This window comes from Micromonospora cremea (assembly GCF_900143515.1).
In the GTDB taxonomy this organism is placed as follows: domain Bacteria; phylum Actinomycetota; class Actinomycetes; order Mycobacteriales; family Micromonosporaceae; genus Micromonospora; species Micromonospora cremea.
This window is the reverse complement of sequence record NZ_FSQT01000001.1, coordinates 1,936,139-1,962,979: the sequence shown is the minus strand read 5'-3', so window position 1 is coordinate 1,962,979 and position 26,841 is coordinate 1,936,139. Positions and strand designations below refer to the sequence as shown.

General features: G+C 74.9%; 26 protein-coding genes and 1 riboswitch. Of the genes, 19 read left to right on the top strand and 7 right to left on the bottom strand.

Features of this window, described 5'->3' with window-relative positions; translation table 11 throughout:
• Positions 1 to 33: 33 nt before the first annotated feature.
• The 3 genes from BUS84_RS09020 to BUS84_RS09010 all read right to left on the bottom strand — a co-directional run bounded on the left by BUS84_RS09020 (position 34) and on the right by BUS84_RS09010 (position 1,930).
• Positions 34 to 513, bottom strand: coding sequence for a hypothetical protein (locus BUS84_RS09020; RefSeq protein ID WP_244298443.1), 480 nt, complete (start codon positions 511 to 513; stop codon positions 34 to 36).
• A 126-nt stretch (positions 514 to 639) separates the two neighbouring features.
• Positions 640 to 1,353 (bottom strand): hypothetical protein, encoded by a 714-nt coding sequence (locus BUS84_RS09015; RefSeq protein WP_074310463.1) that lies wholly within the window; start codon positions 1,351 to 1,353, stop codon positions 640 to 642.
• Positions 1,346 to 1,930: an RNA polymerase sigma factor gene (locus tag BUS84_RS09010; protein ID WP_074310461.1), complete on the bottom strand. Its 585-nt coding sequence runs from the start codon at positions 1,928 to 1,930 to the stop codon at positions 1,346 to 1,348. The genes BUS84_RS09015 and BUS84_RS09010 overlap by 8 nt, the downstream gene beginning before the upstream one ends.
• A gap of 120 nt (positions 1,931 to 2,050) precedes the next feature.
• Here BUS84_RS09010 and BUS84_RS09005 point away from each other — a divergent pair, with 120 nt between their 5' ends.
• From BUS84_RS09005 to cobA, 15 genes are all read left to right on the top strand, one after another.
• Complete coding sequence (locus tag BUS84_RS09005) at positions 2,051 to 2,386, top strand: hypothetical protein (RefSeq protein ID WP_074310459.1); 336 nt, start codon at positions 2,051 to 2,053, stop codon at positions 2,384 to 2,386.
• Between the two features lie 502 nt (positions 2,387 to 2,888).
• A riboswitch (cobalamin riboswitch) is annotated at positions 2,889 to 3,065 on the top strand.
• A 62-nt stretch (positions 3,066 to 3,127) separates the two neighbouring features.
• Positions 3,128 to 3,277, top strand: a complete 150-nt coding sequence (locus tag BUS84_RS38175; protein ID WP_159451000.1) for a hypothetical protein — start codon at positions 3,128 to 3,130, stop codon at positions 3,275 to 3,277.
• A gap of 93 nt (positions 3,278 to 3,370) precedes the next feature.
• Complete coding sequence (cobN, locus tag BUS84_RS09000) at positions 3,371 to 7,039, top strand: cobaltochelatase subunit CobN (RefSeq protein ID WP_074310455.1); 3,669 nt, start codon at positions 3,371 to 3,373, stop codon at positions 7,037 to 7,039.
• On the top strand, positions 7,036 to 9,279 hold the full coding sequence (locus BUS84_RS08995; protein ID WP_074310453.1) for a VWA domain-containing protein: 2,244 nt from the start codon (positions 7,036 to 7,038) through the stop codon (positions 9,277 to 9,279). Before cobN ends, BUS84_RS08995 begins: the two co-directional genes overlap by 4 nt.
• A gap of 105 nt (positions 9,280 to 9,384) precedes the next feature.
• Entirely contained in the window at positions 9,385 to 9,996 is a 612-nt protein-coding gene (cobO, locus tag BUS84_RS08990) for a cob(I)yrinic acid a,c-diamide adenosyltransferase (RefSeq protein WP_074310451.1), read from the top strand.
• Entirely contained in the window at positions 9,990 to 11,354 is a 1,365-nt protein-coding gene (locus BUS84_RS08985) for a cobyrinic acid a,c-diamide synthase CobB (protein WP_074310449.1), read from the top strand. The genes cobO and BUS84_RS08985 overlap by 7 nt, the downstream gene beginning before the upstream one ends.
• A 20-nt stretch (positions 11,355 to 11,374) precedes the next feature.
• Positions 11,375 to 12,139 carry a precorrin-2 C(20)-methyltransferase gene (gene cobI / locus BUS84_RS08980; protein ID WP_074312362.1) on the top strand — a complete coding sequence of 255 codons (765 nt, stop codon included), beginning with the start codon at positions 11,375 to 11,377 and terminating at the stop codon, positions 12,137 to 12,139.
• Complete coding sequence (cobM, locus tag BUS84_RS08975; protein WP_074310446.1) at positions 12,136 to 13,008, top strand: precorrin-4 C(11)-methyltransferase; 873 nt, start codon at positions 12,136 to 12,138, stop codon at positions 13,006 to 13,008. Before cobI ends, cobM begins: the two co-directional genes overlap by 4 nt.
• Positions 13,005 to 14,156 (top strand): cobalt-precorrin-5B (C(1))-methyltransferase, encoded by a 1,152-nt coding sequence (locus tag BUS84_RS08970; protein ID WP_074310440.1) that lies wholly within the window; start codon positions 13,005 to 13,007, stop codon positions 14,154 to 14,156. Before cobM ends, BUS84_RS08970 begins: the two co-directional genes overlap by 4 nt.
• Positions 14,153 to 15,358 carry a precorrin-6y C5,15-methyltransferase (decarboxylating) subunit CbiE gene (cbiE, locus tag BUS84_RS08965; protein WP_084757449.1) on the top strand — a complete coding sequence of 402 codons (1,206 nt, stop codon included), beginning with the start codon at positions 14,153 to 14,155 and terminating at the stop codon, positions 15,356 to 15,358. The genes BUS84_RS08970 and cbiE overlap by 4 nt, the downstream gene beginning before the upstream one ends.
• Positions 15,355 to 17,094: a precorrin-3B C(17)-methyltransferase gene (gene cobJ, locus BUS84_RS08960; RefSeq protein WP_074310438.1), complete on the top strand. Its 1,740-nt coding sequence runs from the start codon at positions 15,355 to 15,357 to the stop codon at positions 17,092 to 17,094. The genes cbiE and cobJ overlap by 4 nt, the downstream gene beginning before the upstream one ends.
• Positions 17,082 to 17,279 carry a DUF362 domain-containing protein gene (locus tag BUS84_RS08955; protein WP_074310436.1) on the top strand — a complete coding sequence of 66 codons (198 nt, stop codon included), beginning with the start codon at positions 17,082 to 17,084 and terminating at the stop codon, positions 17,277 to 17,279. Before cobJ ends, BUS84_RS08955 begins: the two co-directional genes overlap by 13 nt.
• The gene (locus tag BUS84_RS08950; RefSeq protein ID WP_074310434.1) at positions 17,276 to 18,379 is read left to right on the top strand and encodes a HoxN/HupN/NixA family nickel/cobalt transporter; all 1,104 of its coding nucleotides are present in this window, start codon (positions 17,276 to 17,278) and stop codon (positions 18,377 to 18,379) included. Before BUS84_RS08955 ends, BUS84_RS08950 begins: the two co-directional genes overlap by 4 nt.
• A complete protein-coding gene (locus tag BUS84_RS08945; RefSeq protein ID WP_074310432.1) occupies positions 18,376 to 18,972 on the top strand; it encodes a precorrin-8X methylmutase in 597 nt (198 codons plus the stop codon). The genes BUS84_RS08950 and BUS84_RS08945 overlap by 4 nt, the downstream gene beginning before the upstream one ends.
• Positions 18,969 to 20,597 carry a uroporphyrinogen-III C-methyltransferase gene (gene cobA, locus BUS84_RS08940; RefSeq protein WP_074310430.1) on the top strand — a complete coding sequence of 543 codons (1,629 nt, stop codon included), beginning with the start codon at positions 18,969 to 18,971 and terminating at the stop codon, positions 20,595 to 20,597. The genes BUS84_RS08945 and cobA overlap by 4 nt, the downstream gene beginning before the upstream one ends.
• Before the next feature lie 148 nt (positions 20,598 to 20,745).
• Here the strand turns inward: cobA and crcB are convergent, their stop codons facing one another.
• The 4 genes from crcB to BUS84_RS08920 form a co-directional block, all read right to left on the bottom strand.
• Positions 20,746 to 21,108, bottom strand: coding sequence for a fluoride efflux transporter CrcB (crcB, locus tag BUS84_RS08935; RefSeq protein WP_074310428.1), 363 nt, complete (start codon positions 21,106 to 21,108; stop codon positions 20,746 to 20,748).
• Entirely contained in the window at positions 21,105 to 21,599 is a 495-nt protein-coding gene (locus tag BUS84_RS08930; RefSeq protein ID WP_074310426.1) for a fluoride efflux transporter FluC, read from the bottom strand. Before BUS84_RS08930 ends, crcB begins: the two co-directional genes overlap by 4 nt.
• A 198-nt stretch (positions 21,600 to 21,797) precedes the next feature.
• Positions 21,798 to 22,556 carry a class I SAM-dependent methyltransferase gene (locus tag BUS84_RS08925; RefSeq protein ID WP_074310424.1) on the bottom strand — a complete coding sequence of 253 codons (759 nt, stop codon included), beginning with the start codon at positions 22,554 to 22,556 and terminating at the stop codon, positions 21,798 to 21,800.
• A gap of 153 nt (positions 22,557 to 22,709) precedes the next feature.
• The gene (locus BUS84_RS08920) at positions 22,710 to 23,930 is read right to left on the bottom strand and encodes an MFS transporter (RefSeq protein ID WP_244298442.1); all 1,221 of its coding nucleotides are present in this window, start codon (positions 23,928 to 23,930) and stop codon (positions 22,710 to 22,712) included.
• 136 nt (positions 23,931 to 24,066) lie between these two features.
• On the opposite strand from BUS84_RS08920, the gene BUS84_RS08915 reads away from it, so the two are divergent.
• The 4 genes from BUS84_RS08915 to paaI all read left to right on the top strand — a co-directional run bounded on the left by BUS84_RS08915 (position 24,067) and on the right by paaI (position 26,834).
• Positions 24,067 to 24,516: a MarR family winged helix-turn-helix transcriptional regulator gene (locus BUS84_RS08915; RefSeq protein ID WP_074310420.1), complete on the top strand. Its 450-nt coding sequence runs from the start codon at positions 24,067 to 24,069 to the stop codon at positions 24,514 to 24,516.
• A gap of 95 nt (positions 24,517 to 24,611) precedes the next feature.
• Entirely contained in the window at positions 24,612 to 25,040 is a 429-nt protein-coding gene (locus tag BUS84_RS08910) for a DUF6766 family protein (RefSeq protein WP_143728297.1), read from the top strand.
• A 71-nt stretch (positions 25,041 to 25,111) separates the two neighbouring features.
• A complete protein-coding gene (gene paaK, locus BUS84_RS08905) occupies positions 25,112 to 26,419 on the top strand; it encodes a phenylacetate--CoA ligase PaaK (RefSeq protein WP_074310418.1) in 1,308 nt (435 codons plus the stop codon).
• A 31-nt stretch (positions 26,420 to 26,450) separates the two neighbouring features.
• A complete protein-coding gene (gene paaI / locus BUS84_RS08900) occupies positions 26,451 to 26,834 on the top strand; it encodes a hydroxyphenylacetyl-CoA thioesterase PaaI (protein WP_074312358.1) in 384 nt (127 codons plus the stop codon).
• Positions 26,835 to 26,841 lie beyond the last annotated feature (7 nt).

Genomic DNA, 26,841 nt, shown 5'->3' with positions numbered 1-26,841 from the left:
CAGCCTAGGTGTTCTGTCCGATGGACGGAACACCTAGGGCAGCCGGTCGGCGTAGACCAGGTCCATCGTGTCGGTGTGCCCGGACCAGCGGAGCTCGAGGTGCCAGCAACCCGCGCGCGGCATGTCGATGATCGACGGACCCGGACCGCCGGCGACCTCCCGGGTCACCCTGGTGTCGGTGCCGTGCAGCGTCGCGGTGATCGCCAGGTCGTCCGGCGACGTCGAGGCAGTGCGGGACACCCACAGGATCTTGTTGTTCGACCCGTCCTGTCTGACCTGCGCCAGCGGGTGGGCGAACAGCACCGCCACGATGTCGCCCTTGGCGCCGAAGACGTGCGGGCCCCGGGCGTCCCCGCTGAACCCGCCGGCGGCCCAGTCGGGCAGGGACCCCGTCTCGATCCGCGAGCCGCAACTCGTCGCGGCGGTCGCGGAGGCCGTGCTGGTCGGCGCGTCGACCGGCGTGGCCGACCGACCGGCTGTCGTGCACGCCGTCAGCAGGAGCACCGACCCCATCATCAACCTGCCCCATGAACCCATCTCGCCCCTTCCGGATGTCGAGGACTCGGAACGTGTGTCGCACCATCAAGACACCGGACGCGCCCGCCAGGTTCCCGATCCGCGCCTCCCTGGGCGGTACACCTAGTCCAGCGATCTGGCGATCTCGATCGCCTCGGCCTTGGTGAGGTCGCCTTCAAGCCGGTAGCTCACGTCGGCCTCCTGCCAGATCAGGGTCGAGGCGGCGAGCCGGGCGGTCTCCATCCGGACCTCTCCGGACCGGTCCACGTAGGCCAGGACGTGCGGACCGCCGACCCAGACGGCGAAGCCGCCGCTGACATGGACCCACTCCGCTCCCGGCCGGCTGGACTGCTTGTGGAACGCCACGTCGAGACGACCATCGAAGGCGTCGACGCGCAGCGCACCCCCGCGGTAGAGCAGCGTCGCCACCCGACAGGCGCCCGTGTCGTCGGGATCGGCGACCAGCACCTGCTCGGGCGGGCCGAGCTTCGCCGGTAGGCGGATCGGGAACCGCACCGCCCGTTGTGCCTCGTCCAGGGCGGCGGTTCGCTGCGTGGGCAACGGCGACGGGGTGCCGGTGGGCAGCACCGGGGCGGACGACGTGACAACGGTGACTCCGGCGAAGCGCAGCAGTTGCGCGACGGCGTCGGCGAGGGCGGCCCGCCCCGGCGGCAGCACCGCCACGAGCAGAGCGACGAGCGCCGCGGCGACCCAGGCGCGCCACCGGCGCCGCCGGGGCGCGGTGAGCCGAGCGCGCACGCGCGCGGTCACGTCGGGCGCGTCGGGTGTCTCCAGCCACGAAGAGAGGTCGCGCAGCTCCCGTTCGAGGTCATCCACGCCGGACCCCCTCACGGTCGAGCAGGCCGCGGAGCTTCGCCAGTGCCCGGGACGTCCGCGACTTCACCGTGCCCCGGGGCCAGCCCAACGTCGCCACCGTCTCCTCCTCGCTGAGGTCGAGGAGGAACCGGCAGACGATCACCTCACGGTCGCGTACCGGCAGTTGGCGGAGGGCCTCCACCAGCGCGGCGCGGCGCTCCCCGGCGAGGACCGCGCCGACCGCGCCGTCCTCGGCGATCTCCGACGCCGGGTTCGCCGCCGCGGCGCGCAGGACGAGGCCGTCCCGGCGGCTACGCGACCGGTGCAGGTTGCGGGTCTCGTTGGCGACGATCGCCAGCAGCCAGGAGCGGAACGACGAGTCCCCCCGATAGCGGGAGAGCTTGCGGTACCCCTTCACGAAGGCCTCCTGGATGACGTCCTCGGAGTCCGAGCCCGCGCCGAGCAGCACCGCCGTCCGGTACGCGGACGCAGTGTGCCGGGCGACCAGGAGGTCGTACGCCTCCAGGTCACCTGCCCGAGCGCGGGTGACGAGCACGTCGTCGTCGTCCAGGGGGACCTCCGGTTGGATCACACTCATGACACCGCCCGGGCGCCGCGGGTTCCATCCGCGGTCCGGTCAGCTCACTCCCACCCGGCGTGCAGCGTATTGCCAGGATCCGGTGGTGCACTGGAGGGGCGTCGAGGAGAGGAGTCGGGCATGGGCTGGTTCAGTCGGCGGGCCCGGGGCGCCGAGGCGACCCCGACCAAGTTGGACCGGGAGGCGACCCGGGACGACCTCGCCGCGCTCGAGGCGTTCATCGCCAGCCGGCGTGGGGTGGAGTTCTACCTTGAGCCGGAGACCACCGCCACCGACACCACGGTGGTGGCGATCGCCCACGACGGCGAGTGGATCCGCCGCCGGACCGGCACGCCCCGCGCGGCGGGCGCCATCGCGCGCAAGCACGCGGTGCCGCTGTACGAGGCGGCCCGCACCGGCTACCCGGAGCGGATGCGCACCTGGAGCCGGGCCCACCCGGAACGCCACGCCCGCTGAGCACAGCCCGCACCCGTCGACGCGGCCTGGATTCCGCCGGCCTGTCGGGCTCTGCCCAGCGTCGATCATCACACCGCCGCCCTGTCGGCCACCATGGCGACGCCGGCCGGGACCGCGTCCGGGTCGGGATCGCCCGGCGAGAGAGCGCCCGCCGCGGCCGTCACATGGCGGAACCGCATGGCGACGATGTCCTCGCCGCCAGATTGATCGCGGACGCTGCCTTGGCGATTCGCTGACCCTGGTCGACCGGGCCGCGAGCCGCCGCCCTGTCAGACGATCGGGGCAGGCCGGAGTACGTGTGCGCGTCCTTTGCTCTGCTTACCCGGACGCAACGAAAAGGCGTCGTCACTGTTGCGCTGGATGAAGCAGAGCAAAGGACGTGTCGCATTGACCGGGGCATTCCGATGCTGGCGTTCGAGCATCCATCAACGGTCAGATATCGATGGCTGGCACCAGCTCGGCGGTGCCGGGGCCGGCGTTGACCGGCGACGGACGGGTGTGGCAGCATTCGCGGCCTGACGGCAGTGAAGGAAGTCGGTGTGATTCCGACGCGGTCCCGCCACTGTCACCGGGGAGTGATCCCCCCTCGTGAGTCACGGCCGTGTGTCTGCGGTTGGAAGGCCGGGGGAGAGCGTCGATCCGGAAGCCAGGATACTTCGGCCGTCGGGATGTGCCCCAGGGCGTGGACACCCGAGGAGGACCCGATGACGCACGGCGTCTCTTTCATCGACGAACATCGTCATGATCCGTACGGCGGACGCTCCGCCGCTCCCACCGCTGCACCCGGCCCCGGTCGTACCGACCTGCCCCGGGCTGTCGGCCGCGCCGGCCACCGGCACCGCTGAGCTGCGCGTCGCCGCGCTGACCGTTCCCCGACGCCCGCGTCGGTGACCTGGCCGGCTCGTCGTACCCGCTGACGCCGCACCCACCCACTTCGTCCAGGCCGCCCCGTGGCGGTCCGGGCGTCACTCTCCGGAGTCCTCCGTGCGCATCCTGCTGCTCTCCACCGCCGACACCGACCTGCTGGCCGCCCGCGCCAGCGGCACCGACTACCGCCTGGCCAATCCCGCGCGGGTCGCCGCCGACGAGGTGCCCGCCCTGCTCGACGGGGTGGACCTCGTCGTCGTACGCCTGCTCGGAGGCCGGCAGGCATGGCCGGACGGCCTCGCCCAGGTGCTCGCCACCGGCCTGCCGACGGTGGTGCTCGGCGGCGAGGCGGTGCCCGACGCGGAGCTGATGGCCGTCTCCACCGTGCCGTCCGGTGTGGTCACCGAGGCGCTGGCGTACCTGGTCGAGGGCGGTCCGGAGAACCTGGGGCAACTGGCCCGGTTCCTCTCCGACACGGTGCTGCTCACCGGCGAGGGTTTCGCCCCGCCCGCGCCCACCCCGGCATACGGCGTGCACGGCGACCACCCGGCGGAGTCGGACCGGCCCACGGTGGGAATCGTCTTCTACCGGGCGCACGCGCTGGCCGGCAACACCGGCTTCGTCGACGTGCTGGCCGACGCGGTGCGGGCGGCCGGCGGCAACCCGCTGCCGATCTTCTGCGGCTCGCTACGCGGGCTGACCACCGGCGCCGGCCCCCTCGGGCTCTTCGCCCGCTGCGACGCGTTGCTGGTCACCGTGCTCGCGGCCGGCGGCGCGGTCGCCGCGGACGCGTCCGGCGGCGGGGACTCCGACGCCTGGGACGTCGGCGTGCTGGCCGCCCTGGACGTGCCGATCATCCAGGCGCTCTGCCTGACCAGCACCCGCGAGCAGTGGGCCGGCAGCGACGCCGGAATGTCCCCGTTGGACGCCGCGATGCAGGTCGCCATTCCCGAGTTCGACGGCCGGATCGTCACCGTGCCGTTCTCGTTCAAGCGGATCGACGCCGACGGGCTCTCCGTCTACGCCGCCGACGAGGAACGCGCGGCCCGGGTGGCCGGCATCGCGGTGCGCCACGCCCGGCTGCGGTACGTGCCCAACGCGGACAAGCGGATCGCGGTCGTGCTCAGCTCGTACCCCACCAAGCACTCGCGGGTCGGCAACGCCGTCGGGCTGGACACCCCGGTCTCGGCGGTCCGGCTCCTCGCCGCGCTCGCCGACGCCGGCTACCACCTCGGCGACACCCCGGTTCCCGACGACGGCGACGCGCTGATCCACGCGCTGATCGCCGCCGGCGGTCACGACGTGGAGTGGCTCACCCCGGAGCAGCTGGCCGCGGCCGAGGCCCGGGTGCCCGGCGTGACCTACCGGCGCTGGTTCGAGCAGGTGCCCGGCGCGCTGCGCGAGCGGATGCTCGCACACTGGGGCGAGCCCCCCGGCGAGCTGTACACCGACGGCGGGGACATCGTGCTCGCCGGGCTGCGCTTCGGCAATGTGGTGCTGCTGATCCAGCCGCCGCGCGGTTTCGGCGAGAACCCGATCGCCATTTACCACGACCCGGACCTGCCGCCCAGCCACCATTACCTGGCCGCGTACCGCTGGCTGGCGGCGCCGGTCGCCGACGGTGGGTTCGGCGCCGACGCCGTGGTGCACCTGGGCAAGCACGGCACCCTCGAATGGCTCCCCGGCAAGGGCCTCGGCCTCGCCGCCGACTGCGCCCCCGACGCGGTCCTCGGCGACCTGCCGCTGGTCTACCCGTTCATCGTCAACGATCCGGGCGAGGGCACCCAGGCCAAGCGGCGGGCGCACGCCGTGGTCATCGACCACCTGGTGCCGCCGATGGCCCGCGCCGAGACCTACGGCGACCTGGCCAAGCTGGAGCAACTGCTCGACGAGTACGCGACCGTGCAGGCGCTCGACCCGGCCAAGGTGCCCACCGTGCGGGCGCAGATCTGGGACCTGGTGCGCGCCGCCGAGCTGCACCACGACCTGAACGCCGACGCGATGCCGGACGCCGACGACTTCGACGACTTCGTGCTGCACCTCGACGGGTACCTCTGCGAGGTCAAGGACGTGCAGATCCGCGACGGGCTGCACATCCTCGCCGATGCGCCCACCGGCGAGCCCCGGGTCAACCTGGTCCTCGCGGTGCTGCGCGCCCCGCAGATCTGGGGCGGCACCCGCGCCCTGCCCGGCCTGCGGCAGGCCCTCGCCGCCGCGTACGGGCTCGATGAGCAGGAGTTGCTCGCGTCGCCGGGACAGCGACTGACCCTGCCCGCGGCGCTGACCGACGTCGCGGACGGGCCGGCCGGCACCGCCGCCGACGCGGTCGACCTGATCGAGGCGCTGGCCCGCCGGCTGGTGGTCGGGATGGAAACCCTCGGCTGGACCGCCGAAGCCGTCGACGCGGTGGTCGAGGAGGTGACCGGCCGACCGATCCCGGACGTCGCCGCCGTGCTGCGCTTCGCCGCCACCGAGCTGGTGCCCCGGCTGGACCGGACCACCGACGAGCTGACCAACACCCTCGGCGCGCTCGACGGCCGGTTCGTACCGCCCGGCCCGTCCGGCTCACCCACCCGGGGTCTGGTCAACGTGCTGCCCACCGGCCGCAACTTCTACTCCGTCGACCCTAAGGCCATCCCCAGCCGCAACGCCTGGGACGTCGGGGTGGCCCTCGCGGACTCGCTGCTGGCCCGACACCTCGCCGACACCGGCGAGTACCCCCGCTCGGTGGGGTTGACCGTGTGGGGCACCAGCGCCATGCGCACCCAGGGCGACGACATCGCCGAGGTGCTCGCGCTGCTGGGCTGCCGGCCGGTCTGGGACGACCGGTCGCGGCGGGTCACCGGGATCGAGGTGGTGCCGACGGCCGAGCTGGGCCGGCCCCGCGTCGACGTCACCGTGCGCATCTCCGGCTTCTTCCGCGACGCGTTCCCGCACGTTGTGGCGCTGCTCGACGACGCCGTCCGCCGGGTCGCCGCCCTGGACGAGCCGGACGCGGAGAACTACGTGCGAGCGCACGTCGCCGCCGACCTCGCCGAGCACGGCGACGAACGGCGGGCCACCGCCCGGATCTTCGGCTCCAAACCCGGTGCGTACGGCGCCGGGCTGCTGCCGCTGATCGATGCCCGGACCTGGCGCAGCGACGCCGACCTGGCCGAGGTGTACGCGGTCTGGGGCGGCTACGCCTACGGCCGTGGCCTGGACGGGCGGGAGGCACGTGCCGACATGGAACGCTCGTTCGCCCGGATCGCGGTGGCGGTGAAGAACCAGGACACCCGCGAGCACGACATCGTCGACTCCGACGACTACTTCCAGTACCACGGCGGGATGGTGGCGATGGTCCGCCACCTCACCGGCGCCTCGCCCCAGGCGTACGTGGGCGACTCGGCGATGCCGCACGACGTGCGTACCCGCACGTTGGGCGAGGAGACCCGGCGGGTGTTCCGGGCCCGGGTGGTCAATCCGAAGTGGATCGCCGCGATGCGCCGGCACGGCTACAAGGGCGCCTTCGAGCTGGCCGCCACCGTGGACTACCTGTTCGGCTACGACGCCACCGCCGGTGTCGTCGACGACTGGATGTACGAGCACCTGGCCGCCGCGTACCTCTTCGACGAGACCACCCGGGAGTTCCTGGAGCGGTCCAACCCGTGGGCGCTGCGCGGCATCACCGAGCGGCTGCTGGAGGCCGCCGACCGGGGGCTGTGGGCCGAACCGGAGCCGGCCACCCTCGACCGGCTCCGCGACACGTACCTGGCCAGCGAGGGTGACCTGGAGGACCGCGCATGACCACCTACCCGTTCAGTGCCGTGCTCGGCATGGCCGACATGCGGCTGGCGTTGCTGCTCAACGCGGTCTCCCCGGCGATCGGCGGGGTGCTGGTCCGCGGCGAGAAGGGCACCGCCAAGTCCACCGCCGTGCGCGCCCTCGCCGCGCTGCTGCCGCCGGTGCACCGGGTCGCCGGCTGCCGGTTCGGCTGCGACCCGGCCGAGCCCGACCCGGCCTGCCCGGACGGCCCGCACCCGGCGGGCGCCGCCCCCGAGACCCGTCCGGCCCGGCTGGTGGAGCTGCCGGTGGGCGCCGCCGAGGACCGGGTGGTCGGCTCGCTGGACCTGGAGAAGGCCCTCGGCGAGGGGGTACGCGCCTTCGAGCCGGGCCTGCTCGCCGCCGCGCACCGGGGCGTGCTCTACGTCGACGAGGTCAACCTGCTGCACGACCACCTGGTCGACCTGCTGCTGGACGCGGCGGCGATGGGCCGCAGCCACGTCGAGCGGGAGGGCGTCTCGGTCAGTCACGCCGCCCGGTTCCTGCTGGTCGGCACCATGAACCCGGAGGAGGGGGAGCTGCGCCCGCAGCTGCTCGACCGGTTCGGGCTCACGGTCGAGGTCGGCGCCAGCCGGGACCCGGCCGTCCGGGTCGAGGTGGTGCGCCGCCGGCTCGCCGCCGACGCCGATCCGGCCGGCTTCGCCGCCCGCTGGGCCGACGCCGACGCCGAGATCGCCGGCCAGGTGGCGGCCGCCCGCCGCCGGCTTCCGGGGGTACGTCTGCCCGACGCCGCGCTGCGCCAGATCGCCGAGGTGTGCGCCGCGTTCGATGTGGACGGGATGCGCGCCGACATCGTCACCGCGCGTACCGCGCTGGCGCATGCCGCCTGGCACGGCCGGGACCGGGTCACCATCGACGACGTACGGGTGGCCGCCCGGCTGGCCCTGCCGCACCGCCGTCGCCGCGACCCGTTCGACACTCCGGGCCTGGACGAGAAGCGCCTCGACGAGGCGTTGCAACGGGCCGAGGACGCGCACCCCGATGACCCGGACGACGGCGGCCCCGACGACCGTGGCCCCGACGGCGGCGGTCCGGCCGGTGGGGGCGGTCCCGGCGGTGGTCCAGCCGGCGACGGCGGCCCGGACGGACGTGGCCCCGACGCGAGCGCCGAGGGAAGGGACGACGGAGCCGACCAGGGCAGAGCCACCTCGACCGCGTATCCGGGCACCGGGCCGGACTGGCCGGCCGAGGGGGCGAACGGGCCCGCCGACGGCGAGTGGCCCCAGCGTGCGACGAACGACAATGGTGCGGGCGGGCAGGAAGCCGGCCGGACCGACGGACGGGACGGAACGGCCGGCGGCGAGGACGACCCGTCCGGTGGGCGGGGCAGCGCCGGAGACGGCCGGAGCGGTCAGCCGGTGGCCGTACCCCGGGGTGGATTGAGAGCGCGGCTGCTCACCGCGCCCGGTGTGGGTGACGGGGTGCCGGGTCGGCGCTCGCGTGCCCGCACCGGGCGGGGCCGCACCACCGGGGCCCGGGTGCCTTCGGGTCGGGTCGGTGCGCTGCACCTGCCGGCCACGGTCCGCGCCGCCGCCCCGCACCAGGCCGCCCGGGGGCGGCTGGCCGGCCCGCTGCGGCTGCGCCCGGCCGACGTTCGTGCGGCGGTCCGCGAGGGGCGTGAGGGCAACCTGGTGCTGTTCGTGGTGGACGCGAGCGGCTCGATGGGCGCCCGGCAGCGGATGACCGCCGTCAAGGACGCGGTGCTGGCCCTGCTCACCGACGCGTACCAGCGGCGGGACAAGGTCGCGGTGATCGCCTTCCGGGGCGCCGGCGCGCGGACGGTGCTGCCGGCCACCTCGTCGGTGCTGGCCGCATCGACCCGCTTGGCCGAGCTGCCCACCGGCGGGCGTACCCCGTTGGCCGAGGGGCTGCTCGCCGCCGCCGACCTGCTGCGGGTGGAGCGCCTGCGCGACCCGAAGCGGCGCCCGCTGGTCCTGGTCGTCACCGACGGCCGGGCCACCGCCGGCCAGCGCCCGCTGGACCGCGCGGCGGCAGCGGCGGCGGTGCTGGCCGCGACGGGCGCGGCCTGCGTCGTCGTCGACTGCGAGTCCGGCCCCGTCCGCCTGCACCTGGCCCGCCGCCTGGCAACCCAACTCAACAACGCCCCCCACCACCCCCTAACCACCCTGACCCAACCCCCCACCCTCACCCGCACCCCCACCCGCACCCCCACCCGCGATCTTGCACTTGCTGCCCGGTCATAGCGGACGAAGCACATATATGGCCGACCGAAACTGCAAGATCGTGCGGGTGCGGGTGCGGGTGCGGGTGTGGGTGCCGGGCGTGGGGACGAGAAGGAGAGATTGCTGATGCCGCAGGGAAAGCCGAGCACGGTGCCCGCCGACGGGTTGACCACCCGGCAGCGACGGCACCGGCCACTGCTGATCGTCCACACCGGACAGATGAAGGGTAAGTCCACGGCCGCCTTCGGGCTCGCGCTGCGGGCGTGGACCGCCGGCCTGCCGGTCGGGGTGTTCCAGTTCGTCAAGAGCGCCAAGTGGCGGGTGGGGGAGGAGAACGCCTTCCGGGCCCTCGGCGAGGTGCACGAGCGCACCGGCCAGGGCGCGCCGGTGGCGTGGCACAAGATGGGCGAGGGCTGGTCCTGGATCCAGCGCGGCGGCGACGCCGACCACGCCGCCGACGCCCTGGAGGGCTGGCGGCAGATCCAGCGCGACCTGGCCGCCGAGCGCTACGGGCTGTACGTGCTGGACGAGTTCACCTACCCGATGAAGTGGGGCTGGGTGGACGTCGACGAGGTGGTGGCCACCCTGGCCGACCGCCCCGGCTTCCAGCACGTGGTCATCACCGGCCGGGACGCCGACCCGCGCCTGGTGGCCGCCGCCGACCTGGTGGCGGAGCTGACCAAGGTCAAGCACCCGATGGACGCCGGCCAGAAGGGCCAGAAGGGCATCGAGTGGTGAGCGTCCACGCCGACCCGTGGCCGCTGCCCCGGGTGGTGGTCGCCGCGCCGGCCAGCGGCCACGGCAAGACCACCGTCGCCACCGGGCTGCTCGCCGCGCTGCGCCGCCGGGGCCTCACGGTCAGCCCGCACAAAGTCGGCCCGGACTACATCGACCCCGGCTACCACGCCCTCGCCGCCGGGCGACCCGGCCGCAACCTCGACCCGTTCCTGGTCGGCGCGGAGCGGATCGCCCCGTTGCTGCGGCACGGCGCGAACGTCCCGACGCCCGCCGACGTGGCCGTGGTGGAGGGCGTGATGGGTCTGCACGACGGCGCGGTCGGCCGCCGCGACTACGCCTCCACCGCGCACGTCGCCCGGCTCATCGAGGCCCCCGTGCTGCTGGTGCTGGACACCACCGCCCAGGGCCGCTCGGCCGCCGCGCTGACCCTCGGCATGGCCGCCTTCGACCCCGCCGTGCGGATCGGCGGGGTGATCCTCAACCGGGTCGGCTCGCCCCGGCACGAGACCCTGCTGCGCGACGCGCTGGCCGAGGTGGGCGTACCGGTGCTCGGGGCGGTCACCCGGGCCGCCGAGGTGGCCGCCCCGGCCCGGCACCTGGGCCTGGTCCCGGTCGCCGAGCGGGCACCCGAGTCCCTCGCGATCGTCACCGCCCTGGCCGAGCTGGTCGAGTCCACCGTGGACCTCGACGCGGTGCTCGACTTGGCCCGCAGCGCCCCACCGCTGACGGCCTTGGCCTGGGACCCGGTCACCGCCGTCGGCGGGCCGGCCGGCAGGGAGCGGCCGCCGGTCGCGCTGGCCGGTGGTCCCGCCTTCACCTTCTCGTACGCGGAGACCGCCGAACTGCTCACCGCGGCCGGCGCGGACGTGGTCACCGTCGACCCGTTGCGCGATCCGGCGCTGCCCGCCGGCACCCGCGCCGTGGTGGTCGGCGGCGGCTTTCCCGAGGCGTACGCGGAGGCGCTGGCCGGCAACGCGGCGCTCCGCGCCGAGCTGGCCGCCTTCGACGGGCCGATCGTGGCCGAGTGCGCCGGGCTGCTCTACCTCGGGCGGTCCCTGGACGGCGCGCCGATGTGCGGTCGGCTGGACCTGACCGCCCGGATGACCGGCCGGCTCACCCTCGGCTACCGGGAGGCCCTGGCCGTCACCGACTCCCCGGTGGCCCGGGCCGGCGAGCCGGTACGCGGGCACGAGTTCCACCGCACCGCCACCGACCCGGGGCACGGCGACCGGCCGGCGTGGCGCTGGAACGGCGCGGAGCACGGCTTCGTCGCCGGCCGGGTGCACGCCTCCTACCTGCACACCCACTGGGCCGGCCACCCCGGTGCCGCCCGTCGTCTCGTCGAGGCGTGCCAGTGAGCGCCGACGGCGCCCGGGCGGTGGCCACGCTGACCGGAGTGGGTGTCGGGCCAGGCGACCCGGAACTGCTCACCGTCAAGGCGGTGCGGGTGCTGCGCGAGGCGGACCTGGTCCTCGTACCCGTGATGGCCGACCGGGCCGAGCCGACCGCGACCGCCGGTCCGCCGGGCGCGGACCCGGGGCGCGCCGAGCGGACGGTGCGGGCCCACGTCGCGGCCGACCGGTTGCGCCGGCTGCCCTTCGCCCTGGACGACCGGGGCGGGGTGACCGCCCGGCGGGCCGCGGCCTGGGACGCCGCCGCGCGGGTCGTCATCGAGGCGATCGGCGCGGGCGCCCGGTCGCTGGCCTTCGCCACCATCGGTGACCCGAACGTCTACTCCACCTTCGGCTACCTGGCGCAGAGCGTCCGCGCGCTGCGCCCGGCGGTGCGCGTGGCGACCGTGCCGGGCGTCACCGCCATGCAGGAGCTGGCCGCGCGCAGCGGCACCCCGCTCTGCGAGGGACGCGAGCCGCTGACCCTGCTGCCGGCCACCGCCGGGTTGGCGCTGTTCGCCGACGCGCTGGCCGGGCCGGGCACCGTGGTCGCGTACAAGGGCTGGCGGCGGCACCCGGAACTGCTCGCCGAGCTGCGCCGACAGGGCCGGCTCGCCGACGCCGTGCTCGGGCGGAGCCTGGGGCTGCCCGGGGAACGCATCGGCCCGGTCGACGACTCCGAGCACGACCTGCCGTACCTGTCGACGCTGCTGGTCCCGGCGCGCCGCGAACACCGAGGAGGAAAGCTGTGACCAGCGACGGCACGGTGTGGTTCGTCGGCGCCGGCCCCGGGGCGGCGGACCTGCTGACCCTGCGGGCCGCCCGGGTGATCGCCGAGGCGGACATTGTGATCTGGGCGGCCAGCCTGGTGCACGCCGACGTGCTCGCGCACGCCCGGCCCGACGCCGAGATCGTGGACTCCTCGCAGCTACCCATCGAGGGGGTGCTCCCGCTCTATACGCGGGCCGCCGAGCAGGGGTTGACCGTGGCGCGGATCCACTCCGGCGACCCGGCGCTGTGGGGCGCGGTGCAGGAGCAGCTGGACGTGTGCCGGGCGCTCGGCCTGGCCGTCGAGATCGTGCCCGGGGTCTCCTCGTTCACCGCCGTCGCGGCGATCGTCGGGCGGGAGCTGACCGTCCCCGAGGTGGCGCAGTCGGTGATCCTCACCCGGCTGGAGGGCGGCAAGACCCCGATGCCGCCCGGGGAGCGGGTGCGCGACTTCGCCCGGCACGGCACCACCATGGCGCTGTTCCTCTCCGCGGCCCGCTCCGGGCAGGTGCAGGCCGAGCTGCTGGCCGGCGGCTACCCGGCGGACACCCCGGCCGTGGTGGCGTACCAGGCGACCTGGCCGGACGAGCTGGTGGTGCGCTGCACGGTCGGCACCCTGGAGGCGACGGTCAAGCAGCACCGGCTGTGGAAGCACACCCTCTTCCTGGTCGGGCCGGCGCTGGCCGCCGAGGGCACCCGTTCGCACCTGTACCACCCCGGGCACTTCCACACGTTCCGACGGGCCGAGCCGACCGCCCGCGCCGAACTCCGCCGCCAGGCGGGCACCCGCGCCAGCGGGACGGTCCAGGCCGGCGGCGTGCCGGCGACACCCGATGTCGGGCCCACCTCGTGACGTACGCCGAGCCGCCGCTGCGCGAGCCGGACCTGCCGCGTACCGCGAAGGTCCGGCCGACCGCGCTGCGTACCGGCTGGACCACCGGCGCCTGCGCGACGGCGGCGGCCAAGGCCGCGGTCACCGCGCTGGTCACCGGCGCGGCCCAGCCGGAGGTGGAGATCGGGCTGCCCGCCGGGCGCCGGGTGCGCTTCCCGGTCGCCCGCTGCGAGCTGACCGGCACGCCGCCGGCCCGGGCCGAGGCGGTGGTGGTCAAGGACGCCGGCGACGACCCGGACGTCACCCACGGCGCCGAGTTGACCGCCACCGTGGACTGGACCGACGTCCCCGGGCTGCGGCTGGCCGGCGGCCCCGGCGTCGGCACGGTCACCAGACCGGGCCTCGGGCTCGCGGTCGGCGGCCCGGCGATCAACGACACCCCACGCCGGATGATCAGCGAGGCGGTGGCCGAGGTGGTCGACCTCACCGAGGTCGGCGTCCAGGTGGTGATCAGCGTCCCGCGGGGCGAGATCATGGCCCGCAAGACCACCAACCGGCGGCTCGGCATCCTCGGCGGCATCTCGATCCTCGGCACCACCGGGATCGTCCGACCGTTCTCCACCGCCTCCTGGCGGGCCAGCGTGGTGCAGGCCGTGCACGTGATGGCCGCCCAGGGCGAGCGGACGGTGGTGCTCTGCACCGGCGGGCGCACCGAGCGGGCCGCCCGCGCGCTGCTGCCCGAGCTGCCCGAGGTCTGCTTCGTCGAGGTCGGCGACTTCACCGGGGCCGCGGTCACCGCCGCCGTGGGCGACGCGATGACCGGGGTGGTCTTCGTCGGCATGGCCGGAAAGCTGGCCAAACTCGCCGCCGGCATCCTGATGACCCACTACACCCGCTCCAAGGTGGACCTCTCCCTGCTCGGCGCGGTGACCGCCGAAGCCGGCGGCGACCCGGCGCTGGTCGCCGCGGTGACCGAGGCGAACACCGGCCGGCACGCGTACGAGCTGTGGGAGGACGCCGGGCTGCTGGCGTCGGCCGGCGACCTGCTCTGCCAGCGCGTCCGCCAGGTGCTGCTGCGGTTCGCCGAGCAGGCGGTCACGGTGGACGTGGCGATGGTCGACTTCGCGGGCGCCCGGGTGGTCGCCTCCTCGGGCCGGTGGCCCCGATGACCCCGGTGACCGTGGTCGGCCTGGACGCCGCCGGCGCCCCGCCGCACCCGGCGCTCGCGCCCGCGCTGGCCGCCGCCGGGCTGCTGGTCGGGGCCGCCCGGCACCTGGCCGCGGTGCCGGTACCGCCCGGCGCGACAACCGTCGCCCTCGGGCCGCTCGCTCCCGCCGTGCAGCGGCTGGCCGCCGCCGTCACCGACGGCGTGCCGGCCGTGGTGCTGGCCAGCGGCGATCCCGGCCTGTTCGGCATCGTCCGGCGGCTGCGCGCTGCCGGGCTGCCGCTGCGGGTGGTGCCCGCGGTGTCCAGTGTGGCCGCCGCGTTCGCCCGCGCCGGGCTGCCGTGGGACGGCGCCGCCGTCGTCACCGCGCACGGTCGCGACCCGCGACCGGCGCTGAACGCCTGCCGGGCGCTCCCGCTGGTCGCGGTGCTCACCGCACCGGGCGCCGGTGCCGCCGAACTGGGCGCCGGGCTGGCCGGCTGGTCCCGCCGGCTGGTGGTCGCCGAGCACCTCGGCACCGACGCCGAGCGGATCCGCGAGGTGACCCCCGAGCAGGCGGCCGCCGGCACCTGGTCCGATCCGCACGTGCTGCTCAGCCTCGCCGAGGCGGCGCCCGGTGGGATGCGCGCGGACAACCAGCCCGCCGCCGCGCCGGCCGGCGGTTGGGCGCTGCCGGAGAGCCGGTACGCCCACCGCGACTCGATGATCACCAAGTCGGAGGTGCGCGCCCTCGTCATCGCCCGGCTGCGCCCCCGGCTCGGCCGGCTGTTGTGGGACATCGGCGCCGGCAGCGGCTCGGTCGGCATCGAGTGCGCGCTGCTCGGCGCGGCCGTGCTCGCCGTCGAGCAGGACCCGCGGGGCGCCGAGACGATCCGGGCCAACGCCGCCGCCCACGACGTCGATCTCCGACTGGTCGTCGGGCGGGCTCCGGCGGCGCTGGCCGGCCTGCCCGAGCCGGACGCGGTCTTCGTCGGCGGCGGTGGTGCCGACGTCCTCGCCGCCGTGACGGCCCGCCGGCCCGACCGGGTGGTGCTCACCCTCGCCGCCCTGGACCGGGTCGTGCCGGCCGTCGGCCTGCTGCGCGCCGCCGGCTACACGGTCGAGGGCAGCCAGCTCTCCGCCGCCCGCCTCGCCGACCTGCCCGGCGGGTCGATCCGCCTCGCGGCCACCAACCCGGTGGTCGTCCTCACCGGGGAGCGCCCGTGAACGACCTGAGTACGCCCACCCGGATCGGCCTGGTCGCGGGCACCGCGGCCGGTCGGCGGCACGCCCACACCGTCGCCACGGCCTGGCCACACGCCCGGCTGGTCGAGGGGGAGAGCGTCGCCGACGCGCTGCGTACCGCCTGGACGCGGTGCGACGCGGTGGTCGCCTTCCTGGCCACCGGCGCGGTCGTGCGGATCCTCGCCCCGCTGCTCGGCGACAAGCGCACCGACCCGGCCGTGGTGGTCGTCGACGAGGCCGCCCGGCACGCGGTGGCGCTGCTCGGCGGGCACGCCGGTGGCGGCAACGACCTCGCCGAGCAGGTCGGCGCGCTGCTCGACGCGCGGCCGGTGGTCACCACCGCCACCGACGCGGTCGGGCTACCCGGGCTGGACACCCTCGGCTGGCCGGTGCAGGGCGCGGTCGCCGCGGTGTCCCGGGCCATCCTGGACGGTGAGCCGGTCCGCCTCATCGCCGACGCAGACTGGCCGCTGCCCGCGCTGCCACCGAACGTCCACCCCGAGGCGGTAGGCACCGACGGCGGCGCGGCGGATGTCGGGTACCGGCTGCTGGTCACCGACCGGGAGGTGCCGCTGGACGGGCGGACCGCGGTGCTGCGACCACCGTCGCTGGTCGCCGGGGTCGGCGCCAGTCGGGGCGTACCCGCCGCCGAGGTGTCGGAGCTGCTGCACCGGGTGCTGGCCGAGGCCGGCCTCAGCCCGGCCAGCCTGCGCTGCCTGGCCAGCGCCGACGTCAAGGCCGACGAGGCGGGCATCCTGTGCACCGCCGACGCGCTCGGCGTACCCCTGGTGACCTGGCCGGCGGCGCAGCTGGCGGCGGTCGATGTGCCGCATCCCAGCGAGGTGGTCCGCGCCGCGGTCGGCACGCCGAGCGTGGCCGAGGCCGCCGCGCTGCTCGGCCCGGCCGGCCGGCCGGCCGACGCCGCGCTGCTGGTGCCGAAGACCGCGTCGGCGATGGCCACCGTGGCGGTGGCGCGGCACGCGCCGCGCGGTCGGCTGGCCGTCGTCGGGCTCGGTCCGGGCGCCGCCGACCTGCGCACCCCGCGCGCGGTGGCCGAGCTGCGCCGCGCCGCCGTCGTGGTCGGCCTCGACCAGTACCTCGACCAGGTCCGCGACCTGCTCAGACCGGGAACCCGCGTGCTCTCCAGCGGGCTGGGCGCCGAGGAAGCGCGGGCCCGCGTCGCCGTCGCCGAGGCCACCGCCGGCCGGGCGGTCGCGCTGATCGGCTCCGGCGACGCCGGCGTGTACGCGATGGCGAGCCCTGCCCTGGAGTACGCCGACGAGCGGATCGACGTGGTCGGCGTGCCGGGGGTGACCGCCGCGCTCGCCGCCGGCGCGCTGCTCGGCGCCCCGCTCGGCCACGATCACGCCTACCTGAGCCTGTCCGACCTGCACACCCCGTGGGAGGTCATCGAGCGGCGGGTGACCGCCGCCGCGCAGGGCGACTTCGTGACGCTCTTCTACAACCCGCGCAGCCGGGCCCGCGACTGGCAGCTCGGCAGGGCGCTCGGCATCCTGGCCAGCCACCGGCCCCCGGACACCCCGGTCGGTGTGGTGCGCAACGCCAGCCGGCCCGGCGAACGGGTGCACCTGGCCACCCTGGCCACCCTCGACCCGGCCGTGGTCGACATGTACAGCGTCGTGGTGGTCGGCAGCAGCGACACCCGGCTGGTCGCCGGCCGGATGGTCACACCCCGGGGGTACCGGTGGCGATCGTGACCATCGGCGCCTGCCAGGGCTGCGGCGCCTGCCTGCTCACCTGCCCCACCCACGCGATCCGGCCGGTCGCCGGCGGACTGACCGTCCGCGCCGACCGCTGCACCGGCTGCCTGGAGTGCCTGGAGATCTGCCCGGTCGACGCCATCCGCGTCGCCGAACCCGATGAACGTGGAGGAGCCCGATGAGTTCGACCGCCGTCAGCACCGCACCCCCGGCCGGCCGGTGGAGCCGCGCCGAGCGGGTACGCCTCGGCGGCATCGTGCTCGCCGTCGCGGTGCTGCACATCGCCGGCTGGAGTCTGTACCTGTACTGGAACGACCAGCCCGTGGCGGCCGGCGGCCTGGCTGGCGCCGGCGCCCTCGCGTACGTGCTCGGCGTGCGGCACGCCTTCGACGCCGACCACATCGCCGCCATCGACGACACCACCCGGCTGATGCTGCTGCGCGGCCGGCGGCCGGTGGGCGTCGGCTTCTTCTTCGCCCTCGGGCACAGCGCGGTGGTGCTGCTGCTCGCCCTGATCGTCGGGCTGGCCTCGGCCAACCTCACCGGCCCGGGGCTGGAGCAGGCCCGTGAGCTGGGCGCCACCGTTGCGATCGTCACCGCGACCCTGTTCCTGGCGCTGGTCGCCGCGCTCAACGCGGTGGTGCTCGGCGGGCTGGCACGGCTGTGGCGCCGGCTGCGCCACGGTGAGCTCGACGAGCGGGAGCTGGACCTGCAACTGCTCAACCGGGGGCTGATGCAGCGGGTGCTCGGTTCGCGGGCCCGGGCGCTGGTCCGCTCCTCGTGGCACATGGCCCCGGTCGGGTTCCTCTTCGGCCTGGGTCTGGAGACGGCCAGCGAGGTCACCCTGCTGGCGCTGTCGGCGAGCACCGCCGCCTCGGGCGGGCTGCCGGTGCTGGCCCTGCTCACCCTGCCCCTGCTGTTCGCCGCCGGGATGTCCGCGATGGACACCGCGGACAGCCTGCTGATGAGCCGCGCCTACTCGTGGGCGTACCGGCAGCCGGCTCGGCGGCTCTATTACAACCTGGCCACCACGGCGATGACGGTGCTGGTCGGTGCCGTGGTGGCCAGCGTCTACCTGGCCGGTCTGCTGGTCGACCACCTGGGGATGACCGCGCTCGCCGGGTACGCGGGCGTCGCCGACCACTTCGAGCAGCTCGGCTACGTGGTGGTGGGCCTCTTCGTCGCCTCGTGGGTCGGCGCGGTCGCACTATGGAAGCTGCGCGGCTACGACCGCCGCTACGGGGCCGCCCAGCCCGCCGTCGGTGTGCAGGAGCAGCGGTGAGCCGCGTGGTGCACCCGATCGAGGCCGAGTCGTACCGGATCCTGCGCGACCGGGTCGACCTGTCCCACCTGCCGCCGCTGAGCCGGGCGGTGACCGAGCGGGTGGTGCACGCCAGCGCCGACCTGGCGTACGTCGACGAGCTGGTCTGCGACGAGGCCGCCCTGGAATCGGGGCTGGCCGCGCTGCGGGCCGGCGTGCCGGTGGTCACCGACGTGGCGATGGTCGCCGCCGGGATCACCCGGGCCGGTCTGGAGCTGGTCTGCCCGATCGCCGAGCCGGCCGCCGCCGAGTTGGGTCGGACGGCCGGGATCACCCGCTCGGCGGCGGCCGTGCGGATCGCGCTGGACCGGGTCGGCCCGGGCGCGGTCTGGGTGGTCGGTTGCGCCCCGACGGCACTGGTCGAACTGCTCACCCTGGACGCCGCGCCGGCGCTGGTCGTCGGCCTGCCGGTCGGCTTCGTGGGCGCGGCCGAGTCGAAGGCGGCGCTGCGGGCCAGCGGCCTGCCCGGGGTGTCCAACGTGGGGGAGAAGGGCGGGTCGGCGGTCGCCGCCGCCGCCCTCAACGCCCTGCTCTATGTCGAGGAGACGTCATGAACGGGTTGGTGATCGTCGGGCACGGCACGCGCAGCGCGGCCGGGGTCGAGCAGTTCGCCGCGCTGGTCGAGCGGGTCCGCCGCCGTGGCGCGGGCGACGTCGGCGACGTCGAGGGCGGCTTCATCGAGCTGTCCCGCCCGCCGCTGACCGACGCGGTCGGCGCGCTGGTCGCGCGCGGGCACCGGGCGTTGGTGGCGCTGCCGCTGGTGCTCACCGGGGCCGGGCACGGCAAGGGCGACATCCCCGCCGCGATGGCGCGCGAGCAGCAGCGCCACCCTGGGCTGAGCTACCGCTACGGTCGCCCGCTCGGGCCGCACCCGCTGCTGCACGACGCCCTCGAACAGCGCATCGACGCGGCGTTGGCCGGCGCGGACCGGGCCGGCACCTGGGTCGCGCTGATCGGCCGGGGCTCCACCGACCCGGACGCCAACGCCGAGGTGGCCAAGGTCGCCCGGCTGCTCTGGGAGGGGCGTGGCTACGCGGGCGTCGAGCCGGGATTCATCTCCCTCGCGGAGCCGTCGGTGCCGGCGGTGCTGGACCGGCTGCGTCGGCTCGGCGCGCGGCGGATCGTGGTCGCGCCGTACTTCCTGTTCGCCGGGGTGCTGCCGGACCGGATCGTCGCCCAGGCGGCGGAGTTCGCCGCCGCCCACCGCGAGCTGGACGTGCGGGTCGCCGACCTGATCGGCGACTGCGACGCGCTGGCCGACCTGGTGCTGGAGCGGTACGCCGAGGCGCTGGGCGGGGACATCCGGATGAACTGCGACACCTGCGCGTACCGGGTGCTGATGCCGGGCTTCGCCGACAAGGTGGGCCGCCCGCAACGCCCGCACGACCATCCCGACGACCCGGTCGGCGGCGACCATCATCACCACGGGCACGACCACCACCACGGGCACGGTTCGGTCGCGGTGGTCGGCGGCGGGCCGGGGCCCGACGACCTGATCACGGTACGCGGCCAGGCGCTGCTCGACGCCGCGGATGTGGTGGTGGTCGACCGGCTGGCACCGCAGGGGCTGCTCGCCGGCCTGCGCTCCGACGTGCTGGTGGTCGACGCCGCCAAGGTGCCCCGTGGCCCCTCGATGGCCCAGGACGCGATCAACGCGGCCCTGGTGTCGCACGCCCGCGCCGGCCGGCGGGTCGTCCGCCTCAAGGGCGGTGACCCGTACGTCTTCGGCCGCGGCCACGAGGAGGTGCAGGCCTGCCGGGCCGCCGGTGTACCGGTGACCGTGGTGCCCGGGGTGAGCAGTGCGATCGCCGCACCGGCGCTGGCCGGGGTGCCGGTGACCCACCGGGGCGTGGCGCACGACGTCACCGTGGTCTCCGGGCACCTGCCGCCCGGCCACCCCGACTCGCTGGTCGACTGGGCGGCGCTGGCTCGGGCCCGGGGCACCCTGGTGCTGCTGATGGCGGTGGACACCATCGGGAAGATCGCCGCCGCGCTGGTCGAGCACGGCCGCGCCCCGGACACTCCGGTGCTCGCGATCCAGGACGCCGGGCACCCCGACCAGCGGTCGGTGCCGGCCCGGCTGGACGAGATCGGCGCGGTGGCCGCCCGCGAGGGCATCGCCCCGCCGGCCGTCTTCGTCCTCGGCCCGGTGGTCGCCCTGGCGGCGCCTCCCGCGTGAAGCCCCGCGCATGATCGCGCTCGATCCCGGAAGTAGTGGCCTCGCCCACGGGGAAGGCCACTACTTCCACGATGCAGCGTGATCGTGCGGCGGTTCCCGTCGATGGGGCGACGCCCGCTCCGGGGCGGTCCTCGCTGGCGGCGGGACGTCAGCCGGTCAGGGCCCGGGCGAGGGCGTAGCCGGCGGTCGCGGCGGCGAGTCCGGCGGTCACACTGGCCAGCACGTTGGCCAGCGCGAAGAGCCGGTTGCCGGTCCTGGCCAGTCGCAGCGTCTCATAGCTGAAGGTGGAGTAGGTGGTCAGCGCGCCGCAGAAACCGGTGCCGAGCAGCGCGCTGACCGCCGGCCCGGCCGGCAGCCCGACGAGTACGCCGAGCAGCAGCGATCCGAGCACGTTGACGGTCAACGTCCCCCACGGGAACGCCGAGTCGTGCCGGGCCTGGACGGCCCGGTCGGTGAGGTAGCGCAGCGGCGCGCCGACGGCCGCCCCGAGCGCGATGAGCAGCACGGTCACCGGGCGGCCGGTCCGTCGTCGCGGCCGTTGCGATCGAGCAGCCGAGCGGCGGCGGCGTCACCGAGCCACACCGCGACCAGCGCACCGAGCACCGTCGCGGCCAGGTACGCCAGCGCGGTGCCCGGAGCGCCCGCGACCACCGCCTGCTGCACGTCCACCGCGTAGGTGGAGAAGGTGGTGAATCCACCGAGCACCCCGACGCCGAGGAAGGGGCGGGCCAACGGACGTCCACCGCCGACATGCCCGAGCACCGCCATGAGGACGCCGATCAGCAGGCAGCCGGTCAGGTTGATGCCGAAGGTCGCCCACGGGAAACCGGTCGGCTGGTGCGGGACGGCGTGTTGCAGGCCGGCCCGGGCCAGCGCGCCGAGCACGCCGCCGGCCGCGATCGCGGTGAGCACCGCGGCGGGGCGGGCGGGCAGCTCGCCCCGGTCGGCGGGGACACGCAGATCGACGTCGGGATCGGTGCGAGGGTCGGATGGTCCGGACATGATGCCTCCCTACCAGCACGGGTCTCACTGGCAGGGACCGTTGGCGAGCGGCGTCGGGGTTTTCCCGGTGCTACATCGGGACGGCGAGCCCCACCGCCGGGAACCGTCCGGCTCCGGCGTCAGCATATCGCCCGGCCCGTGCAGCGCCGGGCCGACCGGCGGGGGCCGGCCCGATCGGCGGGCGCCGGGTTTGGCCGGTCAGCGCACCGCCGCGACCGCGGCGTCCGGGCCGCCGCGCCACACCGTGCCGGCCTCGCTGAAGCCGGCCGCGGTCAGCGTGGCCAGGTGCCAGGAGACCGGCGGGTTCCACTCGGGGCTGTGCCCGGTCGGGTAGATGGCATGCCGCTGGGCGACCAGCGGGGCGAGCACCGGGTCGGCGCCGGCCCGGTCCCACCAGTCCGACCAGGACAGCACGGACCCGGTGGCGTACCGGGCGGCCCGCCGGTCCCGCGCCCGGTCGAGCAGCCGCTTGGTCAGCTCCGGCAGGGTGTCGTCGGGCATGTGGTCGGCGTTGACGAAGATCCCGCCCGGCCGCAGCAGGTCGCGGATCTCGCGGTAGAGCCGGCCGAGCCGCTCGGCCGGAAGCCAGTGCAGCGCGGTGGCGGTGAGCACGGCGTCGTACTCGCGGTGGGGCAGCGCGGAGAGCCATTCGGGGGCGCCGAGGTCGGCGGTGACGATGGTGGCCCGGTCCGTCAGGGAGGCGTGGGCGATGGCCAGCAACGCCGGGTCGAGGTCCACCAGGGTCACCTCGGCGGTGGGGAACCGCGCCAGCGTCCGCAGGGAGATGGTGCCGGTGCCGCCGGCCAGATCGAGCACACGCGGCGACCGGCCGTCGCGGACCGCGTCCACCGCGTCGAGCATGGCGGTGAACCGGTGCTCGCGGTCCGGTAGGTACGCCTCCTGCTGGCGATTCCAGCTCTCCTGCCACGCCGACAGATCCGTGATGTAAGGAGTCATGACTATCAGGCTAGTTACGTAGCTCGGCGCCTGTCCAGACCTTGTTGCACATAATTTGCAATTGCTAGAGGATGGCAACGCGATGATCACAGGGGCGCCGGGCCGGTCGTCCGCCCGGCCCGGCGCTCCGCCCGCGACTGGAGCGGCCCGGGATCAGACCGCGGTCGGGGCCAGGTCCGCGTCGGCCGTCGTCGCCTCGCTGCGGCGGGCCAGCCGGAGCGAGGCGAGCAGGACGCCCAGGCCGGCCAGGGTGAGCGCGGCCCCCGCCCAAATCGGTGCGGTGTAGCCGAGCCCGGCGGCGATGGTCACCCCGCCGATCCAGGCGCCCAGCGCGTTGCCGAGGTTGAACGCCGCGATGTTCGCTCCGGAGGCGAGGGTGGGCGCCTGGTGCGCGTACCGCATGATGCGCATCTGCAACGGCGGAACGGTGGCGAAGCCGAACGCGCCCATCAGCACCAGCGAGGCGATGGTCAGCACCGGGCTCGACGCCGTCAGGGCGAACCCGACGAGCACCACGGTGAGCGCCGCCAGAACGGTGACCAGGGTGCGCGACAGCGACACGTCCGCCGCCCGACCGCCGAGCAGGTTGCCGGCGAAGAGCCCGACTCCGAAGAGGACCAGCAGCCACGGCACGGTGCTGGTGGCGAAGCCGCTGACCTCGGTGAGCGTGTAGGCGATGTAGGTGAACGCGCCGAACATGCCGCCGAAGCCGAGGATCGTGATCACCAGGGAGAGCCAGACCTGCGGGTGGGTGAAGGCGCGCAGTTCGCCGCGCAGCCCGCCTGCCGGGCGCTGCGCGTCGACGGAGCCGCGGCCGGGAATGAGCAGGGCCAGCCCGATCAGCGCGACCACCCCGATACCGGTGATCGCCCAGAACGTCGACCGCCAGCCGAAGTGCTGGCCGAGGAAGGTGCCGAAGGGGACGCCGAGCACGTTCGCGATGGTCAGCCCGGCGAACATCAGCGCGATCGCGCCCGCTCGGCGGGCCGGTGCGACCAGGCCGGCGGCCACCACGGCGCCGATGCCGAAGAACGCGCCGTGGCAGAGCGCGGCCACGATCCGGCCGGCCATCATCACGGCATAGTCGCCGGCGACCGCCGAGAGCAGGTTGCCGATGATGAAGAGCACCATCAGGCCGAGCAGCACCGGCTTGCGCGGCAGGCGGGTGACCGCGGCGGTGAGCGCCACCCCGCCGACGGCCACGCTGAGCGCGTAGCCGGAGATCAGCCATCCGGCCACCGGCTCGGTGACCGCGAAGTCGGCGGCGACCTCGGGCAGCAGCCCCATGATCACGAATTCGGTGAGCCCGATGCCGAAGGCGCCGAGGGCCAGCGCGATCAGGCCGGGCGGCATGGACTTGTGGCGTACGGACATGGTCGTCCCATCGGGGAGGGGTCAGATAGGCAGCGCGTGCAACTACGCGCGGCAACAACGAAATACTTGCACGCGCGTTATACCGGCGCAAGCGTGCTAGCCTGGGGCCGTTCAGATCACATCCGAGGAGGCCGGCATGGGCATCGCCGACGACGCGGTCGAGATCCGCGCGCAGGGCTGGCGCACCCTCGCCGCCCTGCACGGGCTGATCGAGACCTCCCTGGAGCGGGCGTTGCAGGCCACCCACGACCTGTCCGTCGTCGAGTACACGGTGCTCGACGCGCTCTCCCGGCAGGACGGCTGGCACATGCGGATGAGCCAGCTCGCGCGCGCCGCCGCGCTCTCCGGCAGCGCCACCACCCGCCTGGTCAACCGGCTCGAACAGCGGGGCCTGCTCACCCGGATCCTCTGCGCCGACGACCGGCGCGGCATCTACACCGAGCTGACCCCGGCCGGCTCCGAGCTGCTCACGCGGGCCCGACCCACCCACGACCAGGTGCTGGAGGACGCGCTGGCCGAGGCGCAGGCCACCCCTGAGCTGGCCCCGCTCGTGGCCGCGCTGCACCGGTTGCCGACGACCGGCTGACCGGCACGCCCTGGTGGGCGGCGCGCCCGTGCACCGTTTCGAGGCCGCTGAGCTGGGGCAAGCCCAGTCAGAGGATCGTCGAGAGGGGGTGCGTGATGGCCGAGGCCACCACGTCCAATGGCCGGCGCTCACCCGGCAGCACAACGGCCCACCGCGGCGCCGGGCGGGCCGACCGGCCACCGTTCCGTAAGCCGCGCTGGCCCAAGGCGTACGCCTTCGCCCTGGTCACCGGGGCGCTGTTCGTCTTCTCCTGGCTCGGCCAGTTCGTCTTCCAGCTGGTGGTCGAGAGCAACGAGGCGACCCAGCACGGGCAGTCCTTCGCCTGGAGCGAGTTCCTACCCCAGTTCTTCGCCTCCACCTTCGAGAACTGGCAGTCCGAGTTCCTCCAGTTGATCTGGCAGGCGGCCGGGCTGGCCCTCTTCTACTACTGGGGCTCGTCGCAGTCCCGTGAGTCCGACGAGCGGATCGAGGCCAAGCTCGACGCGCTGCTGCGGGAGCGGAACCTGGACCCGGAGAACGCTTGACCGAGGCGGCGTACCTTACCCGGGGCGGCCGGCGTGGAACCGGCCGCGCCCGTGGACAGGAGGCACCCCCGATGCAGGACCGCACCCCTCGCCTGGAGGAGTTGGAGCCGATCGAGCGAGTCGGCGTCGACGAGCTACGCGACCTGCAACGCGAGCGGCTGCGCTGGTCGTTGTGGCACGCGTACGACAACGTGCCGCACTACCGTCGGGCGTTCGACGCGGCCGGGGTGCATCCCGACGACTGCCGCGACCTCGACGACCTGGCCCGTTTCCCGTTCACGGGCAAGGCGGAGCTGCGGGAGAACTACCCGTTCGGCATGTTCGCCGTGCCCCGCGAGCGGGTCGCCCGGCTGCACGCCTCCTCGGGCACCACCGGCCGGCCGACCGTGGTCGGCTACACCCGCGACGACCTGCGCACCTGGGCCCGGCTGATGGCCCGGTCGATCCGCGCGTCCGGCGGCCGTCCGGGCGACCGGGTGCACGTGGCGTACGGCTACGGGCTGTTCACCGGCGGGCTCGGCGCGCACTACGGCGCCGAGGAGTTGGGCTGCACCGTCATCCCGGTCTCCGGCGGCATGACCGAGCGCCAGGTCATGCTGATCCGCGACTTCGAACCCGAGGTCATCATGGTCACGCCCAGCTACATGCTGGCCATCGTGGACGAGATGCAGCGCCAGGGCCTGGACCCTCGGGCGACCTCGCTGCGGGTGGGCATCTTCGGCGCGGAACCGTGGACCGAGGACATGCGCCGGGAGATGGAGCACCGGCTGGACATCCACGCGGTCGACATCTACGGGCTCTCCGAGGTGATGGGCCCGGGTGTGGCCACCGAGTGCGTCGAGACAAAGGACGGGCTGCACCTCTGGGAGGACCACTTCTATCCCGAGATCATCGACCCGCTCACCGGCGCGGTGCTGCCCGACGGCGAGCAGGGCGAGCTGGTGCTCACCTCACTGACCAAGGAGGCGATGCCGGTGGTCCGCTACCGGACCCGGGACCTGACCCGGCTGCTGCCCGGTACCGCCCGCCCGATGCGCCGGATCGAGAAGATCACCGGCCGGACGGACGACATGATGATCGTGCGCGGGGTGAACGTCTTCCCGACCCAGATCGAGGAGCTGATTCTGCGGACCCCGCAGCTGTCGCCGCACTTCCAGTGCGTACTCGACCGGCAGGGCCGGCTGGACACCCTGACGGTGCGGGTCGAACGGCGGGATGGGGTCGCCGTGGACGCCGCCGAGCGCGCCGGCGCGACCCTGGTGGAGCTGGTGAAGAACACCATCGGGGTGAGCGTGGCGGTCGAGGTGCTCGCCCCGGACGGGGTGGAGCGTTCGGTGGGCAAGATGCGGCGCATCGTCGACCAGCGGCGGGCCGGCTGACGTGGCGGAACAGCACAACCCGGCGTACGACATGTTCGCCGCCGACGCGGCCTCGCGCGGTCTCGGCATCGAGCTGGTCGAGGCGGGCGACGGCGCGGCGGTGGCCCGGATGCGGGTGACCGAGCGGATGCTCAACGGCCACGCGATCGCGCACGGCGGCTTCGTCTTCCTGCTCGCCGACACGGCCTTCGCGCTGGCCTGCAACAGCCGGGGCCCGGTCACCGTCGCGGCGGGCGGTGAGATCACCTTCGTCCGGCCGGCGCGCGCCGGTGACCTGCTCACCGCCCGCGCCACCGAGCGCACCCGCTACGGCCGCAGCGGCATCTACGACGTCACGGTCGCGCGGGACGATGGCGAGGTGGTCGCGGAGTTCCGGGGCCGCAGCCGGTCATCGGCGTCGCCACCGTCGACATAGGATCCGC